The organism is Hespellia stercorisuis DSM 15480 (assembly GCF_900142165.1).
Classification (GTDB): Bacteria; Bacillota; Clostridia; order Lachnospirales; family Lachnospiraceae; genus Hespellia; species Hespellia stercorisuis.
Map to the genome: position 1 here is coordinate 17638 of NZ_FQZY01000031.1, position 18493 is coordinate 36130.

An 18493-nucleotide genomic window follows, 5' to 3' on the forward strand; every position below is an offset into this window, starting at 1 on the left:
TATAAATGTCCCGCAGCGCTTCTGGTTCCCAGACATCCTTGACCGTCCGGTTTCCAATCACCGCAGCACTTTTATAATCTGTTTTTCCACTATGCTTCTATGTCAAACCGCTCCACCGAGTCTTTTGTGATTCTTGCGAAAATCAATGGTTCTTCTTTTGCCTTCTCCGGCGCGATTGTCACGGCCTCCTCGTATTTTGCATCTGCCGCAGCGAACAGCGCTTCATCCGATGCGAACATCGTCGCAATTTCCATTCCTTCTTCCACGTAGTCTCCCACCTTGCTGTGGAGAATAATTCCCGCGGAGAAATCAATGGTGCTCTCCTTTGTCTCCCGTCCTGCGCCGAGCATTGCCGATGCGATTCCACATTTCTCAGTGTCCATGAAGGTAATGTAGCCGGATTTTTTCGCCACCACCTTATGACTGTATGGTGCCTTTGCAAAATTGCCGGTATCTCTGATGACAGAAACGTCTCCGCCCTGTGCCTCCACCATGGCCGCCAGACGCTCCAGCGCACTGCCGTCGGCGATGACTGCTTTTACCATATCCCTGCAGGAATCCAAATCTCCTTTTCCCGCGAGGAACAGCATGTTCGCCGCAAGGTTCAGGCACACCTCTGACAAATCTGCAGGTCCATTTCCCTTTAAGGTCTCCACCGCCTCGATCACTTCCAGGCTGTTGCCAATATTATGTCCCAATGGGATATCCATATCCGTAATCAGCGCTACGGTTCTCTTTCCGGCATTCTCGCCGATTGCCACCATCTCCTGTGCCAGCGCGATGGAATCCTCCACAGTCTTCATGAAGGCACCGCTTCCGGTCTTCACATCCAGCAAGATGCAGTCGCTGCCCGCCGCCAGCTTCTTGCTCATGATAGAAACCGCGATCAGAGGTATGGAATCTACGGTCGCCGTCACATCGCGCAGCGCGTACAGCTTCTTGTCAGCAGGTGTCATGTTGCCGGACTGTCCGATCACACTGAGTCCCGTCTTGTTTACCACTTCAAAGAATTTTTCCTGCGTGAGTGAGGTCTGCATTCCTGGAATCGACTCCATCTTATCTACTGTTCCTCCCGTATGTCCCAGCCCGCGGCCGGACATCTTTGCAACCTTCACACCGCACGCCGCAACAATGGGAGCAATAATCAGGGTAGTCTTGTCCCCCACCCCGCCGGTGGAATGCTTATCGACCTTCACCCCCTCAATTCCGGACAGATCCACCATGTCACCGGAGTGCGCAACCGCATTGGTCATGGAGAGAGTCTCTTCCTCCGTCATCCCCTGGAAATATACTGCCATCAGGAACGCAGACATCTGATAATCCGGAATCTCTCCCGCCACATAGCCTGTAATCATAAAATCGATTTCGTCTGCAGTCAGTGTACCGCCATTTCTTTTTTTCATAATCAAGTCATACATTCTCATAACTGTTTCCCCTGTTTCTTTTATGTCAAAGCGGATATTCGCAATCCACCCTGCTGTTTCTATCTGCTGCCCTTATCATACGGAATACCTTCCGCCTTCGGTGCCTGAGAGTTTTTAGACAAAAATGCCAAAATGATCAATGTCGCAATATACGGGATCATCTTGTATACATCCTTCGGAATCGGCAGGTCCTTCAGCAGCGGAATTGCAGAGTACGCGCTTGCAAGCGTCTTCATAATTCCAAAGAAAAATGCCGCAAAGAAAATCTTTCCGCTTCTCCACTGACCGAAGATCAGCACTGCGAGTGCCAGAAAACCATATCCGGCAACGCTTCCGTTAAAGTTCGTGGATGTCGGGATCACAAATACCAGACCGCCGATTCCCGCAAGTATACCGGAGATCACGGTTCCTGCATAACGGATTTTTGTCACATTAACGCCCACTGAATCCGCTGCTCCCGGATGCTCACCGCAGGCTCTCAGCCGCAGTCCGAACCGGGTGTTGTTGATGACGATGGTCGCAATGATAAAAATCAGGATTCCCACATAAGTCGTAACATAGCAGTTCTGGAAAAACAAATCACCAATTATCGGAATATCTCCCAGCACCGGAACCTTGCTGATATGGAACGTATCGGTGAACTGAATCTGCTGCACGCCCTGAATCATCCTGGCCACAAAAATTGCGAATGCAGGTGCGAACATATTCAGTGCCGTACCGCTGATGGTCTGATCCGCCTTCATGTTGATTGCCGCAAATGCATGCAGCAGCGAGAACACGCCACCCGTGACACCGGACACCAGGATTGCCAAAAGCAGCAGCATCTGTCCGCTCAGACTGCTCTGGAAAATATTAATGAAAAAGATTCCCGTGAAGGCACCCATAACCATAATACCTTCCAGCGCGATATTGATGACACCGCTCCGCTCCGCGTACATACCGCCGATTGCTACGATCAGAAGCGGGATGGCAAAAAACATGGTCTGTTGAATTACAAAATAAAATGTATTCATGTTTACTTATCCCCCTTTCCGTTCGCTGCTGACTTTTTCGTCCGCTTTTGCTGAAATTTGTGGATCATTTCCTTGAACAGCAGAGAAAGTGCTCCACAATAAATGATTGCTGCGATGATCATGTCGATGACCTCCGGTACAAAATCGAACAGCTGCATGTTGTAACCGCCGACTGTGATATGACCGATGAAGAGTCCCGCAAATAAAATTCCGATCGGATTGGACAGTCCCAGCAGGGCAACCGCAATACCGTTGAAGCCTTCTGCCGCGATCACATCCAGCACCTGCAGATATCTTCCCGAATTGGCAAGATAGAGCAGTGCTCCGCCGAGTCCCGCAAGAGCTCCGGCAATTACCATAGAAAGAATTACGTTTCTCTTCGCATTGATACCCGCATACTTACTGGCGCTCGGATTCTGTCCGCAGGCTTTCAGTTCATAGCCGAAGGTTGTCTTATTCAGCACAATGTACACGATAACCGCAAATATCACTGCGATGAGAATCCCCGTGTTCAGATTCGTTCCGGGGAACAGCTTGTCCAGCCCGGCTCTCGGAAGGTTCGCACCCGCCGCAACCGGAAGAGACTGGTTCTTCACCTGATCATAGCAGAACTCCTGAATCGCCATGTTCACTCCATACATTCCAATATAGTTCATCATAATAGAAGAAATTACTTCGTTCACATTCAGACAGGCCTTGAGCAGTCCCGGAACAAATCCCCAGACTGCACCGGCTGCCATGGCTGCGATCAGCGCCACCACCCAGTGAAGTCCTGCCGGAAGAAATGTCATCTTGACACCCACCAGAACCGCCGCGAATGCTCCCATTGTAAATTGTCCGGATGCTCCGATATTAAACAGACCGGTCTTAAATGCAAATCCCACAGACAGACCGGTCATGATGATCGGCGTCGCTGTATAGAGCACGTTACCGATCCCGGAGATGCCGTCCGTAAAACCGCCCTGTATGATCATCATAAATCCGTTCCAGGCCTGACTCGGGTTGCTGATCAGCAGGATGATCAGGCCGAACAACAATCCTGCAATAATTGCCATCAGGGAAGACGAAAAATTAACGATCCCTTCTCCCTGGAATAATTTCTTACGCTTCATTGCCCACACTCCTTTTCGCTCCGGCCATATAAAGTCCAAGCTCCTCTACCGTGACTTCTCCCGGCACTACATCGGCTACGATTTCTCCTTCGTACATCACCAGAATCCGATCACTTACATTCATTACCTCATCCAGTTCCAGCGATACCAGAAGCACTGCTTTTCCTTCGTCTCTCTGACGCACCAGTTGCTTGTGAATATATTCGATTGCCCCTACGTCAAGTCCACGTACCGGCTGTACCGCCACCACGACCTCCGGGTTTCTGTCCAGCTCGCGGGCGATAATCGCTTTCTGCTGGTTTCCGCCGGACATTCCTCTCGCCTGACTCACAGCGCCCTGACTGGAACGAATGTCAAACTGTTTGATCAGTTCCTCTGCATATGTGTGAATCTTGTCGAATCTGATAAATCCATGACTCTGGAACCGTTTCTCATAGTACGTCTGGAGCACCAGATTCTCCTGAAGCGTGAAGTCCAGTACCAGGCCATCCTTGTGTCGATCCTCTGGAATATGTGCCATTCCATCCTTGCACTTCTGTCGGATGCTCTCCTGGGTGATTTCTTTTCCGTTCATAAAGACCTGACCGCCATCCAGAGGCGCCATCCCGGTGATTCCGTACACCAGCTCGGACTGACCGTTTCCATCGATTCCTGCGATACAGAGGATCTCTCCCTTTCTTGCCTGGAAGGAAACGTGATTGACTGCATTCTTTCCGGAGGTTTTGGACTTCATGACCAGATCCTTTACTTCCAGCGCCACGTCCCCCAACTTCTGCCTGCCCTTTTCCACAATAAAGCTGACTTTTCTTCCTACCATCATCTCCGACATTGCCTCCTTCGAGGTCTCTGCCACATCGATAGTCCCGATATAACGTCCTTTTCGCAGAACCGTACATCTGTTGGCAACAGCCTTGATCTCATTGAGTTTATGGGTAATAAAGATGATGGATTTGCCTTCTTCCACCAGCTGCTTCATGACTTTCATCAGTTCTTCGATTTCCTGTGGTGTCAGCACTGCCGTCGGCTCGTCAAAAATCAGAATATCGTTGTCACAGTAAAGCATCTTCAGGATCTCGACTCTCTGCTGCATTCCCACGGTGATATCTGAGATATACGCATCCGGATCGATCTTGAATTTGTAACGCTCGCTGAGTTCCATGATCTTCTTCCTGGCCTCATCCATCTTTAGGAATCCATGCCGGATTGTCTCCCGACCAAGTACGATGCTCTCAAGTACCGTAAAGTTGTGTACCAGTTTAAAGTGCTGATGTACCATTCCGATTCCAAGGTCGTTGGCATCATTTGGATTGTTGATCTTCACTTCTTTTCCGTTTAGCTTGATCTGCCCGCCCTCCGGCTGATACAAACCGAAAAGTACGCTCATCAATGTAGATTTTCCTGCGCCATTCTCGCCCAGAAGTGCATGGATCTCGCCCTTTTTCACCTGAAGCGTAATGTCATCGTTGGCTTTAAAATCTCCGAATTGCTTCGTAATATGATTCATTTCTATTACATAATCCACTTTTGTTCCCTCCCTCATGAAAGTAAGTTATCCGGGCCGAATCCCATCGGCAGTAACTCCTCCAGTGTGTACACCCTGTAGTTATCCAGTCCATTGCCGAGAATGATCTGAAAGTCCTTCGGATTACAGAACTCCTGCATCACCTGCCTGCACACGCCGCAGGGTGCACAGAAGTCTCCCTCTCCCGGCTTTTTTCCTTCCCAATTTCCTACGATCGCAATGGCTTTGAACTTCCTTATTCCCTCTGACACAGCCTTAAAAAATGCAGTTCGTTCTGCACAGTTTGTCGGTGTATAGGCAGCATTCTCTATGTTGCACCCACGGTAAACTGTCCCATTCTCCGCCAACAGCGCCGCACCAACCTGCCAGTGGGAATATGGAGTGTAGGCACTTTTCTGGGCCTCATAGGCCTCCGCCACCAGCCCTTTCCAATCTGTCATCCCGTCTCCTCCTTTTTCGAAATCTGATTTGTACGCTCTTCTTTCTCTAATTCTTTCTCTTATTTTTTCTGCCTTAATATTTCAGTCTCTGTTTTCTGTTCTTTCTCAATCTTATTCTGCTGTGTTTCTCACGATCTTATCCTTGAAGCTGCTCCCATCCAGAGTTTCTTCTATATTGAACAGATCCAGCACCGTCGCCGCAATGTCTGCAAAGGAACTTCTTGTTCCCAGCGATACGTCTGACAGGATCTCTTCCCCATAGATCAGGAGCGGCGTGTACTCTCTGGTGTGGTCCGTCCCGCGAAATCCCGGATCACATCCGTGGTCTGCGGTGATCATCAGAACATCCTCCGGCCGCATCCGCTCCATAAAGGTTCCCAGCTGTCTGTCAAATTCCGCTGCCGCCTCCGCATATCCTTCTATATCATTGCGATGGCCGTACAGCATATCAAAATCCACCAGATTCACAAAGCAGAGTCCGTTGAAATCCTGATCCTGCAGTTTTATGGTCTTCTCCATCCCATCTGCGTTGTTCTGAATGCGCTGGGTATGCTGAATGCTTTTTCCCGCAAAAATATCATAAATCTTCCCGATTCCGTAAGTATCGAACCCCTGTTCCACCAGGCAGTCCATCATCGTCCTTTTGGGCGGCACCAGCGAAAAATCGTGCCGGTTGGCTGTCCGGGTAAAGCTTCCAGGCTCTCCGGTAAACGGTCTTGCGATCACTCTGCCCACTCCGTGCTCCCCTGTCAGAAGCCGCCTTGCGATTTCACAGTACTCATACAGCTGTTCGATGGGAACCACATCCTTGTGGGCCGCTATCTGAAACACACTGTCCGCCGAAGTATAAACGATCAAATCTCCGGTCTCCACATGCTGCTGTCCATAATCGCGAATCACATCCGTACCGGAATATGGCTTGTTACACAGAGTTCTCCGTCCGGTCTGCTGTTCAAACTCACTCAGCAGCTCTTTCGGAAAGCCATCGGGATATGTAGGGAGTGGCTTCTCGGAAATAATCCCCGCGATCTCCCAGTGTCCGATGGTCGTGTCCTTTCCACGGGACGCCTCCGCCATTCTTCCGTAAGCGCCAAGAGGACTTGATATCTTTTCCCCACAAGTCACATTCTCTATGTTGAACAATCCAATTTCTCTCATATTAGGAGTGTTGTACTTTTTTGATGCCACGATGGTTCCAAGTGTATTACAGCCCTCATCGCCAAATTCACGTGCATCCGACATCTCTCCAATTCCGTAACTATCCAATACAATCAGGAATATTCTTTTTATTTTCATTCTCCCCCTCCAAAATTTGTATATATTTTTCGCTGTCTGTAAGGAAATTATAGTCAAATTATACAATTCAAAAAAGGTCAAGAGTCTTTTTTTTACATTATTTTTTATCTTTGTAACTATAGTCAAAAAAGAGAGCTCCTTTACCGAAAAAGGACTCGGGTTTTTAGTGATAATGTCCAATTCACTTTGTAAAAGATCTGTAATCAGCAGCCGAAAGTTTCTTCCCCACCCATTTCGCCTGCTATTAGGACCTCCACAGCCGATTCTATGGTTTCCCGGTCCGTCTTCTCTATCCCCGCATCTGTGATTACCGCTGTCACATCCTCCAGCTCCAGAATTTTTGCAAAGGTCACCGTTCCGATCTTGCTGCTGTCGCTGAGCACGTAAACCTTTTGGCTGGATTGCGCCAGCCTCCTGTAATTCATTGCCGTGTCAATATCCGGAGTCGTAATTCCACTTCCCGCCTGAACTCCATTGCAGGAAAGGAACGCCTTGTCAATATTCAGCAGCTCCAGCAGCTCGCTCTTCACCGGAGATACAACATAATGATACTTGCGCCGAAGGATTCCTCCCAATATCACCACCGTAAAGTCTGTGTTTTCTTCCAGCCAGACAGCCATCTGCACGTTATTCACAATGACCGTCAGGTCCTTTTTGTTCTGAAGCGTCTTTATAAACGAGAAAATGGTTGTCCCGGAAGATACCGCTATGACGTCGCCATCCTCCACCAGCTCATTCGCCACACCCGCGATCTGCTCCTTCTGGCTGACCATCTTTGTCTCCTTACTTGTGGGCAGCGGCTCCCGTCCCACCTTCGACTGACTGATCGCCCCGCCGTGAGTACGCCGGATCAGTCTCTCATTCTCCAGTTCCCGCAGATCATTCCTGATCGTGGAGGCAGAAACACCGAATATCTCGCACAATTCCGGTACAACAATCTTCCCCTGCCTGTCAATGATCTCCACGATCCTGCTTTTTCTTTCTTCCGCAAACATATTCACTTCCATACTCATGATCTCCACGCTCCTTTATATGCTCACATTATAACAAATACTGATCATACTGTAAACGTTGTTGTTTGTTGTTATTTGTTGTTGACTATTCTCATTTTCTTTGTTACTATTTACGCATAGGAATAATTTATTATACTTCAAACAAACTTTAGGAGGAATTTTAAAATGGATCGTAAAACAATATTAAGTAAAGTAGACCACACACTTCTGCTGCAGCCGTCCACCTGGGAAGAGATTCAGATAATCTGTGACGATGCTGTCACATACGGAACCGCATCTGTCTGCATCCCTCCCTGCTACGTAAAGCAGGCGAAGGAATATCTGGGTGATAAGATGGCTGTCTGCACTGTCATCGGTTTTCCAAACGGGAACCACACCACCGCGTGCAAGGAATTTGAGACAAAGGATGCATTGGACAACGGAGCGGATGAAATCGACATGGTTATCAACATCGGAGCGCTCCGCGCAAAAGAATATGATTATGTTTTAAATGAGATGAAGTCTCTCAAAGCAATCTGCGGAGATAAGATTCTGAAAGTCATCATCGAGACCTGTCTCCTGACCGAAGAGGAAAAGATTAAAATGTGCGAGCTGGTGACAGCTTCTGGCGCGGATTACATCAAGACCTCCACCGGTTTTTCCACATCAGGTGCCACCTTCGCCGACATCGAACTGTTTGCCAAGCATGTCGGACCGAACGTGAAGATCAAGGCTGCCGGAGGAATCAGTTCTTTTGATGATGCAGAGAAATTCATGGGACTGGGTGCTGACAGACTGGGAACCAGCCGTCTTGTCAAAATTATGAAAGCAGAAAAGTAAGAATCTCGAGAAGAGTTAGAAACAAAAAGTGGAGACAGGATGCAACCTGTCTCCACTTTTTGTTTCTAACTCTTCTTATTCTTTACCCCGAAAATGGGGGGCAGGCTTTCGCCTGTCCCCCATCACTCTTCTTATTCTCTATTCTTCATCTAATACGAGTTCTTCGTCCATATCCAGCTCTTCATCAAATGAAAATTCATCATCCATTGCCAGTTCATTATCAAGCTTGACATCGCGGTATTTCTTCATACCCGTACCAGCCGGAATATGTTTACCGATGATTACATTCTCTTTCAAACCGACCAGATGATCGACTTTACCCTTGATTGCTGCCTCTGTCAGAACTTTTGTCGTCTCCTGGAAGGATGCCGCTGACAGGAAGGAATCTGTTGCCAGAGATGCCTTCGTGATACCAAGCATGATCTGCTCACCTGTTGCAGGCTCTTTTCCTTCTTCGATCAGTGCCTTGTTCACGTCCTCAAAGTCGAGTACGTCCACCAGTGTTCCCGGTAAGAACTCGGAATCTCCGTTTTCTTCCACACGGATCTTCTTCAGCAGCTGACGCACAATTACCTCGATATGCTTATCGTTGATCTCAACACCCTGCAGACGGTATACACGCTGTACTTCCTGAATCATGTAATCCTGAACGGCACGAAGTCCTTTGATCTTCAGAATATCATGTGGGTTTGCGCTACCTTCTGTCAGTGGATCACCGGCCTCTAACTCTGCTCCGTCCATGATCTTGATTCTGGAACCATAAGGAATCAGATATGCCTTGGATTCTCCGGTCTCATTGTTGGAGACAATAATCTCACGTTTTTTCTTTGTATCGCTGATGGTTGCTGTTCCGCCAAATTCTGTGATGATGGCAAGACCTTTCGGCTTTCTTGCCTCAAAAAGCTCCTCGACACGAGGAAGACCCTGTGTGATATCATCACCGGCAACACCACCGGTATGGAATGTTCTCATTGTAAGCTGTGTACCAGGCTCACCGATTGACTGCGCAGCGATGATACCAACTGCCTCACCAACCTGAACGGTCTCACCGGTTGCCATGTTGGCACCGTAGCACTTCGAACACACACCATCGTGGCACTTACATGTCAGAATGGTACGAATCTTCACTTCCTCAAGCGGCTTGTTCTTCGCATCTACGCCATACTTCATCACACGCTCCGCACGTCGCGGTGTGATCATGTGGTTTGCTTTTACAAGTACATTGCCTTCTGTATCTTTGATATCCTCGCAGGCGAAACGTCCTGTAATACGCTCCTGAAGACTCTCGATCTCCTCGTTTCCTTCCATGAATGCTTTTACATACATTCCCGGAATCTCTTCCCCTGCCGGAGTACAGTCTGTATCGTGAATGATCAGCTGCTGTGAAACATCTACCAGACGTCTTGTCAGATATCCGGAATCGGCTGTACGGAGTGCTGTATCGGAAAGTCCTTTACGAGCACCATGCGCTGACATGAAGTACTCCAATACGTCAAGTCCCTCACGGAAGTTTGACTTGATTGGCAGCTCGATGGTACGACCTGTTGTATCCGCCATCAATCCACGCATGCCGGCAAGCTGTTTGATCTGCTTATCAGAACCACGGGCTCCGGAATCGGCCATCATGAAGATGTTGTTGTACTGGTCAAGACCTGTAAGCAGTGCCTCGGTCAGCTTATCATCCGTCGCTTTCCATGTCTCTACGACTTCTTTATAACGCTCTTCCTCTGTAATCAGACCACGTTTGTAGTTCTTTGTAATCAAGTCTACCGTGTTCTGTGCCTCCTCGATCATCTGAGGTTTTTCCGGCGGCACGGTCATATCGGAAATAGATACGGTCATAGCAGCCTTTGTTGAATATTTGTAACCGATGGACTTGATGCTGTCAAGCACTTCTGCTGTCGTGTTCGCACCATGAACATTGATTACTTTCTCAAGAATCTGTTTCGCCTGTTTCTTTCCTACATGGAAATCAATCTCAAGTGCCAGATCATTTTCGGAAATGCTTCTGTCAACGAATCCAAGATCCTGAGGAATGATCTCGTTAAAGATAAATCTTCCCAGTGTGGATTCCACGGTTCCGGTTTTCACGGTTCCGTCGAGCAATGTCTTAGTCACACGAATCTTCACGCGTGAGTGAAGTGTGATGATCTTGTTCTCATATGCAAGGATTGCCTCGTTGAGGTTCTTGAAGAACTTGCCTTCGCCCTCTGCACCAGGTCTCTCCTGTGTCAGATAGTAGATACCGAGTACCATATCCTGTGAAGGAACGGCCACCGGACCACCATCGGATGGTTTCAAAAGGTTGTTTGGCGATAACAGAAGGAAACGGCACTCTGCCTGTGCTTCTACTGAAAGCGGAAGATGCACTGCCATCTGATCTCCATCGAAATCGGCGTTGAACGCGGTACAAACCAACGGGTGCAGCTTGATTGCCTTACCTTCTACAAGGATAGGCTCAAATGCCTGGATACCCAGTCTGTGCAGCGTGGGGGCACGGTTCAGCATAACCGGATGCTCTTTGATGACGCCCTCTAAGACATCCCATACCTCCGGCTGAAGTCTCTCAACCATCTTTTTCGCATTCTTAATATTGTGAGCAGTACCGTTCGATACAAGCTCTTTCATAACAAATGGCTTAAACAGCTCGATTGCCATCTCTTTCGGAAGACCACACTGATAGATCTTCAGCTCCGGTCCTACGACGATAACGGAACGTCCGGAATAATCCACACGTTTTCCAAGCAGGTTCTGTCTGAAACGTCCTGATTTACCCTTCAGCATGTCTGAGAGGGATTTCAGTGCACGGTTTCCAGGTCCGGTAACCGGACGGCCACGACGACCATTGTCAATCAGGGCATCTACCGCTTCCTGCAGCATTCTCTTCTCGTTGCGCACAATGATATCCGGAGCGCCCAGCTCCAGCAGTCTCTTCAGACGGTTGTTTCTGTTGATGATTCTTCGGTAGAGATCATTCAGATCGGAGGTGGCAAAACGTCCACCGTCCAGCTGAACCATCGGACGAAGATCCGGCGGGATCACAGGGATTGCCGTCATGATCATCCACTCAGGCTTGTTGCCCGATTCTCTGAATGCTTCTACGACTTCCAGACGCTTCACGATTCTCGCACGTTTCTGTCCTGTCGATCCTTCCAGTCCTGTCTGTAATTCTACATATTCTTTTTCAAGATCAATATTCTCTAATAATTCTTTTACGGACTCTGCGCCCATTCCTACACGGAAAGCGCCGCCCCATTTTTCTCTCGCCTCCTGATATTCTGCCTCTGACAGAACCTGTTTGTACATCAGTTCTGACTCGCCCTTATCCAGAACGATATAAGAAGCAAAATACAGTACACGCTCCAAAGTCTTCGGAGAGATGTCAAGAATCAGTCCCATACGGCTCGGGATTCCTTTGAAGTACCAGATATGGGAAACCGGTGCTGCAAGGGCAATATGACCCATACGTTCACGACGCACTGTCGCCTTGGTCACTTCCACTCCACAACGGTCACATACGACACCCTTATAACGAATCTTTTTATATTTACCGCAATGACACTCCCAGTCCTTGCTCGGTCCAAAAATCTTCTCACAGAAAAGGCCGTCTTTTTCAGGCTTGAGTGTTCTATAATTGATTGTTTCCGGCTTTGTTACCTCGCCTTTTGACCACTCTAAGACTTTTTCTGGTGAAGCCAGGCCGATCTTGATTGCGTCAAAAGTCAGTGGCTGGTACTGTTGTTCATTTGTTCCTGCTGGCATTTATGGCTCCTCCTATTCTTCGTCTAATACTTCTTCAAATTCGATAGTTACATCTTCCTCGTCGTCTTCCTCTTCCTCGAAGACGTCTTCCAGTTCTTCATCGACAAATTCCTGCTCCTTGAAGCCATGGTCTTTAAATTCATCCGAATCATTGTCGCGGTATCTTCGGTTGTCACCTTCGATAATCGAACGCATGTCAGTTTCACCGTAATCGATGCTCTCCATGATCTCGACCTCTGTGTTGTCATCCTTGAGCACTCTGACATCCAGTCCGAGAGACTGAAGCTCTTTCAGCAGTACTTTGAAGGACTCTGGAATACCAGGCTCAGGGATATTCTCACCCTTGATGATTGCCTCGTATGTTTTCACACGACCGACAACGTCATCCGATTTCACCGTAAGAATCTCCTGCAGTGTGTAAGATGCACCATATGCTTCCAGTGCCCATACCTCCATCTCTCCGAATCGCTGTCCACCAAACTGGGCTTTACCACCCAGCGGCTGCTGTGTAACAAGAGAGTAAGGACCAGTTGAACGGGCATGGATTTTGTCGTCAACCAGATGATGCAGTTTCAAATAGTGCATGTGGCCGATGGTAACCGGACCGTCGAAAAATTCTCCGGTTCTTCCGTCACGCAGGCGGACTTTACCATCTCTGCTGAGCGGTACGCCCTTCCACAGTTTTCTGTGTTCTCTGTTCTCTGACAGATATTCCAATACTTCAGGAAGTAATTCTTTTCCGTGTTTCTCCACAAATTCTTCCCATTCCAGATTTACATAATCATTGGCAAGGTCAAGTGTATCCATGATATCAATCTCGTTTGCACCGTCAAAGACCGGTGTGGAGATATTGAATCCCAGTGCCTTCGCAGCAAGGGACAGATGAATCTCAAGGACCTGACCGATGTTCATACGTGATGGTACACCCAGTGGGTTCAAAACGATATCCAGCGGACGTCCGTTCGGAAGATATGGCATATCCTCAACCGGAAGTACACGGGAAACCACACCCTTGTTACCGTGACGGCCGGCCATCTTATCACCGACAGAAATCTTTCTCTTCTGCGCGATATAGATACGAACTGCCTGGTTTACTCCCGGTGACAGCTCATCGCCGTTCTCTCTTGTAAATACTTTCGCATCCACAACAATACCGTACTCGCCGTGAGGTACCTTCAGAGAAGTATCTCTGACCTCGCGGGCTTTTTCTCCAAAGATTGCACGAAGCAGTCTCTCTTCAGCAGTCAGTTCTGTCTCTCCCTTCGGAGTAACCTTACCTACCAGAATGTCTCCTGCGCGAACCTCCGCACCGATGCGGATGATACCTCTCTCATCCAGATCCTTCAGTGCATCGTCACCGACACCAGGGATATCACGGGTGATCTCTTCCGGTCCCAGCTTGGTATCACGTGCTTCTGCTTCGTATTCTTCTATATGAACAGATGTATAAACATCATCCTGTACAAGTCTTTCACTTAATAAAACCGCATCCTCGTAGTTGTAACCTTCCCATGTCATGAAACCGATCAGTGGGTTCTTACCGAGTGCGATCTCACCGTTGGCTGTTGAAGGGCCGTCTGCGATAACCTGTCCGGCTTCCACTTTCTCTCCCTTGAACACGATCGGTCTCTGGTTATAACAGTTGCTCTGGTTACTACGCAAGAATTTTGTAAGCTTGTATGTCTTCTTTGTTCCATCCTCGTGTCTGATCGTAATCTCTTTTGAAGTAGAACGTTCAACCACACCCGCCTGCTCAGCGACAGCGCAGACACCGGAATCGACTGCTGCTTTTGCCTCCATACCTGTTCCGACTACCGGCGCCTCTGTAGTGAGGAGCGGTACAGCCTGACGCTGCATGTTGGATCCCATCAGAGCACGGTTCGCATCGTCATTCTCCAGGAAAGGAATCAGTGCTGTTGCAACTGAGAATACCATCTTCGGAGATACATCCATGTAGTCGAATTTGCTCTTCTCGTACTCCTGTGTCTCCTCGCGGTAACGACCGGAAACATTCTTATGAAGGAAATGTCCCTGCTCATCCAATGGCTCATTCGCCTGTGCCACGTGATAATTGTCTTCCTCGTCCGCTGTCATGTAGACAACTTTGTCTGTTACAACCGGGTTTTCCGCATCTGTCTTGTCAATCATGCGGTAAGGCGCTTCTACAAAACCATACTGGTTAATTCTTGCATAAGTTGCAAGCGAGTTGATCAGACCGATGTTCGGTCCCTCAGGCGTCTCGATCGGGCACATTCTTCCATAATGAGAATAATGTACATCTCGAACCTCGAATCCGGCTCTGTCTCGGCTCAGACCACCTGGTCCCAACGCAGACAGACGTCTCTTATGTGTCAGCTCACCCAGGGGGTTGTTCTGATCCATGAACTGTGACAGCTGTGAAGAACCAAAAAATTCTTTCACTGCCGCCGTCACCGGTTTGATATTGATCAGTGACTGAGGGGAGACCCCTTCCTGATCCTGCGTGGTCATTCTCTCACGGACTACTCTCTCCAGTCTGGACAGACCGATTCTGTACTGGTTCTGGAGCAGTTCTCCAACAGCACGGATACGTCTGTTGCCCAGATGATCGATATCATCCTCGTTGCCCATACCATACTCTAAATGCATATTATAATTAATAGAAGCAAGAATATCTTCTTTTGTGATGTGCTTCGGAATCAATTCGTGAATGTTTTTGCGGATCGCGTCCTTCAGCTCGTCAATATCACCTGCTGTCTCTTCCAGTAATCCGGCAAGTACAGGATAGTAAACAAGCTCTGTCACGCCGACTTCATCCGGATCGATATCGACAACCGAGCGAAGATTGACCATCATGCTGGATAAGATCTTAATGTTGCGGGATTCATCCTCTCCCTCAACCCACACGAAAGGAACTGCCGCATTCTGAATCTGATCGGCAATTTCTCTTGTAATCTCTGTTCCTTTTTCCGCTACCACTTCACCAGTCAGCTGACTGACAGCATCCTCTGCAAGTGCCTGTCCTGAAATACGGTTCTTCAGCGCAAGCTTCTTGTTGAATTTATAACGTCCTACCTTCGCAAGATCATAACGTCTCGCGTCGAAGAACATACTCGTAATCAGGCTCTCCGCGCTGTCAACTGCAAGCGGCTCGCCCGGACGAATCTTCTTATATAACTCTAACAGACCTTCCTGGTAATTCTCGGCGGTATCCTTGCCGAAGCTGGCCAGAATCTTAGGTTCCTCACCGAATAATTCGATGATCTCTGCATTTGTACCAATACCAAGTGCACGGATCAGCACAGTGATCGGTACCTTTCTTGTTCTATCTACACGGACATAGAATACGTCATTGGAATCAGTCTCATACTCCAACCATGCTCCACGGTTTGGGATCACAGTAGAAGAATACAGTTCTTTACCGATTTTATCATGGGCAATTCCATAATAAATACCAGGCGAACGAACCAACTGACTTACGATAACACGCTCGGCACCATTGATTACAAACGTGCCTGTTGCTGTCATAAGTGGAAGATCTCCCATAAAGATCTCATGCTCGTTTATCTCATCATTTTCCTTATTGTAAAGTCTTACCTTCACCTTCAATGGTGCCGCAAATGTTGCATCGCGTTCCTTGCACTCCTCGATGGTGTACTTTACATCATCCTCACATAATGTGAAATCTACGAATTCCAAGCTGAAATGACCACTGTAATCAGCGATTGGGGAGATATCATCGAACACTTCTTTTAATCCGGCATCCAGAAACCACTGATAGGAATCCTTCTGAACCTCAATTAAATTAGGCATCTCCAATACTTCCTTTTGCCTGGCGTAGCTCATTCGTGAGCTTTTTCCGGTTGTGATGGGACGAATTCTGTTTTTCTCCATTGACGTTTCACTCCTCATATATTTTTTTACTATAGGCAGCTTTGCCTGTGAAAAGTTTCTGATACTATGAAAAAAGCTTTGGCTATAGCTGTTTTCATGCACAATGATGGCATACCTCGCCACAATAGTGCACTATCAACTATAACACAAAGCTCTTCTGTTTGTCAACACCTATTCGCAGAAAAAAGACCGATTACAAAATCGGCCTTTCTGATAAACCTGATTACTTAAGTGTAACTTCTGCGCCTTCGCCTTCAAGTTTAGTTTTGATATCTTCAGCTTCAGCTTTAGATGCGCCCTCTTTGATTACCTTAGGAGCTCCGTCAACTAATTCTTTTGCTTCTTTCAGTCCAAGACCTGTTACTTCACGAACAACCTTGATTACTTTAACCTTTGAAGATCCAACTGCTGTCAACTCAACGTCGAACTCGTCTTTCTCTTCTGCTGCTTCTCCGCCTGCTGCACCTGCTGCTGCAACTACTACGCCTGCTGCTGCAGAAACACCAAATTCTTCTTCACATGCTTTTACTAATTCATTTAATTCTAATACTGATAACTCTTTGATCGCATCGATCATCTCAGCTGTTGTTAATTTAGCCATTTTAATTTCCTCCATTATTATAATTAATTTTGTTTAAACAAACAGAGTTCCTACCAGGTATTCTACTCTTCTGTTGCCGGAGCTTCTTCAACTGCCGGTGTTTCTTCTGTAGCTGCCTCAGCTACAACTGCCTCGCCATCTTTCTCTGCGATCTGTTTGATCACGCGAGCAAAGTTTGTGATTGGAGACTGAATGCTTCCAAGTAACTTGGAAAGTAATACTTCTCTTGATGGGATTGTAGACAATTCTGTCAACCCTGCCACATCATAAACTACTCCGTCAACGACACCTGCTTTTAATTCCAAAGCTTTTGCCGTCTTAGCAAAGCTGCAAAGAATTCTTGCTGGAGCTGTTGCATCCTCTTTTGCGATTGCGATTGCGCTTGGTCCGTCTAAATGCTCGTCCAATGCTGCAAATTCTGTTCCCTCAAAAGCTCTCTTCATCATTGTGTTCTTACGAACCTTGTAAGTAACACCAGCTTCTCTGAGTTGTTTACGAAGCTCTGTGTCTTCTGCAACTGTCAATCCACGGTAATCTACCAATACGATTGACTGTGCGTCCTTGATGTCTTCGATAATCTCATTTACTACTGGTTGCTTTAATTCAACTTTTGCCATCTGTCTTGTGCACCTCCTTATTTATTTTGTTGCTGCACTGCCATGATCTCTGAAAGAGACCAGATTTAGAAAAACCTCCGTGTCCGACAGACACAGAGGTTCAAAATTCAATGTTTATGAATTTGCTGTTCCTCGGTAGGCGTATTCACCTTATGCCTTACGGCACCTACTGTCTTCGGCAGTCAATTGCTTAACTATATTAACATTTTATAAATGCAATGTCAATCACTTTTTTACATTTCCGCAGTCCAGATCACTCTGTTCGCAATCCTGGACTTCTCACATCCTGAAGTATTCTGATTACTGAACCTTCATCGGGTTGATTTTCACACCAGGTCCCATGGTAGATGTAAGTGTTACGCTCTTAAGGTACTGTCCTTTTAACGTAGACGGTTTTGCTTTGTTGATTGCATCCATAAGCGTCTGGAAGTTGTCCGCTAATTGTTCCTCGGTAAATGAAGCTTTACCTACTGGCACATGGATAATGTTTGTTTTATCTAATCTATACTCGATCTTACCTGCTTTAATCTCGTTGATTGCTTTCGTAACGTCCATGGTTACTGTTCCGGCCTTCGGGTTTGGCATCAGACCTTTTGGTCCAAGTACACGTCCGAGACGACCAACAACGCCCATCATGTCCGGTGTAGCTACAACAACATCAAATTCAAACCAGTTCTCGTTCTGAATCTTTGGAATCAGATCGTCTGCTCCAACATAATCAGCTCCGGCAGCTTTTGCTTCCTCAGCTTTTGCGTCTTTTGCAAATACAAGGATACGTGTCTTCTTACCTGTTCCGTGTGGCAGTACAACCGCACCACGAATCTGCTGGTCAGCGTGACGTCCGTCACAGCCAGTTCTGATATGTGCTTCAACTGTCTCGTCGAATTTTGCTACTGCAGATTTTTTAACCAATGCAACTGCTTCTGCCGGATCGTAAAGGTTTCCTCTTTCGATTAACTTGGCAGCTTCTGTATATTTCTTTCCGTGTTTCATATTAAATA

General features: G+C 47.4%; 13 protein-coding genes and 1 other annotated feature. Of the genes, 1 reads left to right on the top strand and 12 read right to left on the bottom strand.

The window, feature by feature from the left end; translation table 11 throughout:
• Positions 1–89 precede the first annotated feature (89 nt).
• The 7 genes from BUB85_RS11355 to BUB85_RS11385 all read right to left on the bottom strand — a co-directional run bounded on the left by BUB85_RS11355 (position 90) and on the right by BUB85_RS11385 (position 7820).
• The gene (locus BUB85_RS11355) at positions 90–1424 is read right to left on the bottom strand and encodes a pyrimidine-nucleoside phosphorylase (protein WP_073110401.1); all 1335 of its coding nucleotides are present in this window, start codon (positions 1422–1424) and stop codon (positions 90–92) included.
• A gap of 59 nt (positions 1425–1483) precedes the next feature.
• Positions 1484–2437 carry an ABC transporter permease gene (locus BUB85_RS11360; RefSeq protein WP_073110405.1) on the bottom strand — a complete coding sequence of 318 codons (954 nt, stop codon included), beginning with the start codon at positions 2435–2437 and terminating at the stop codon, positions 1484–1486.
• A gap of 2 nt (positions 2438–2439) precedes the next feature.
• Entirely contained in the window at positions 2440–3549 is a 1110-nt protein-coding gene (locus tag BUB85_RS11365) for an ABC transporter permease (protein WP_073110409.1), read from the bottom strand.
• Positions 3539–5071 (bottom strand): ABC transporter ATP-binding protein, encoded by a 1533-nt coding sequence (locus BUB85_RS11370; RefSeq protein ID WP_073110413.1) that lies wholly within the window; start codon positions 5069–5071, stop codon positions 3539–3541. Before BUB85_RS11370 ends, BUB85_RS11365 begins: the two co-directional genes overlap by 11 nt.
• Before the next feature lie 14 nt (positions 5072–5085).
• A complete protein-coding gene (gene cdd / locus BUB85_RS11375; RefSeq protein ID WP_073110417.1) occupies positions 5086–5511 on the bottom strand; it encodes a cytidine deaminase in 426 nt (141 codons plus the stop codon).
• A gap of 111 nt (positions 5512–5622) precedes the next feature.
• Positions 5623–6807: a phosphopentomutase gene (locus tag BUB85_RS11380; protein WP_073110420.1), complete on the bottom strand. Its 1185-nt coding sequence runs from the start codon at positions 6805–6807 to the stop codon at positions 5623–5625.
• A 203-nt stretch (positions 6808–7010) separates the two neighbouring features.
• Positions 7011–7820 carry a DeoR/GlpR family DNA-binding transcription regulator gene (locus tag BUB85_RS11385; protein ID WP_073110470.1) on the bottom strand — a complete coding sequence of 270 codons (810 nt, stop codon included), beginning with the start codon at positions 7818–7820 and terminating at the stop codon, positions 7011–7013.
• Positions 7821–7985: 165 nt separating this feature from the next.
• Between BUB85_RS11385 and deoC the strand changes: the two genes are divergently transcribed.
• The gene (gene deoC, locus BUB85_RS11390) at positions 7986–8639 is read left to right on the top strand and encodes a deoxyribose-phosphate aldolase (RefSeq protein WP_073110473.1); all 654 of its coding nucleotides are present in this window, start codon (positions 7986–7988) and stop codon (positions 8637–8639) included.
• A gap of 138 nt (positions 8640–8777) precedes the next feature.
• Here deoC and rpoC read toward each other — a convergent pair whose 3' ends face one another.
• The 5 genes from rpoC to rplA all read right to left on the bottom strand — a co-directional run bounded on the left by rpoC (position 8778) and on the right by rplA (position 18485).
• Entirely contained in the window at positions 8778–12401 is a 3624-nt protein-coding gene (rpoC, locus tag BUB85_RS11395) for a DNA-directed RNA polymerase subunit beta' (protein WP_073110475.1), read from the bottom strand.
• 12 nt (positions 12402–12413) lie between these two features.
• On the bottom strand, positions 12414–16274 hold the full coding sequence (gene rpoB / locus BUB85_RS11400) for a DNA-directed RNA polymerase subunit beta (protein WP_073110478.1): 3861 nt from the start codon (positions 16272–16274) through the stop codon (positions 12414–12416).
• Between the two features lie 223 nt (positions 16275–16497).
• The gene (gene rplL / locus BUB85_RS11405; protein WP_073110481.1) at positions 16498–16875 is read right to left on the bottom strand and encodes a 50S ribosomal protein L7/L12; all 378 of its coding nucleotides are present in this window, start codon (positions 16873–16875) and stop codon (positions 16498–16500) included.
• Between the two features lie 62 nt (positions 16876–16937).
• A complete protein-coding gene (gene rplJ / locus BUB85_RS11410) occupies positions 16938–17492 on the bottom strand; it encodes a 50S ribosomal protein L10 (RefSeq protein WP_073110483.1) in 555 nt (184 codons plus the stop codon).
• 59 nt (positions 17493–17551) lie between these two features.
• Positions 17552–17689: a sequence feature (ribosomal protein L10 leader region), on the bottom strand.
• 103 nt (positions 17690–17792) lie between these two features.
• Complete coding sequence (gene rplA / locus BUB85_RS11415) at positions 17793–18485, bottom strand: 50S ribosomal protein L1 (protein WP_073110485.1); 693 nt, start codon at positions 18483–18485, stop codon at positions 17793–17795.
• Positions 18486–18493: the final 8 nt, after the last annotated feature.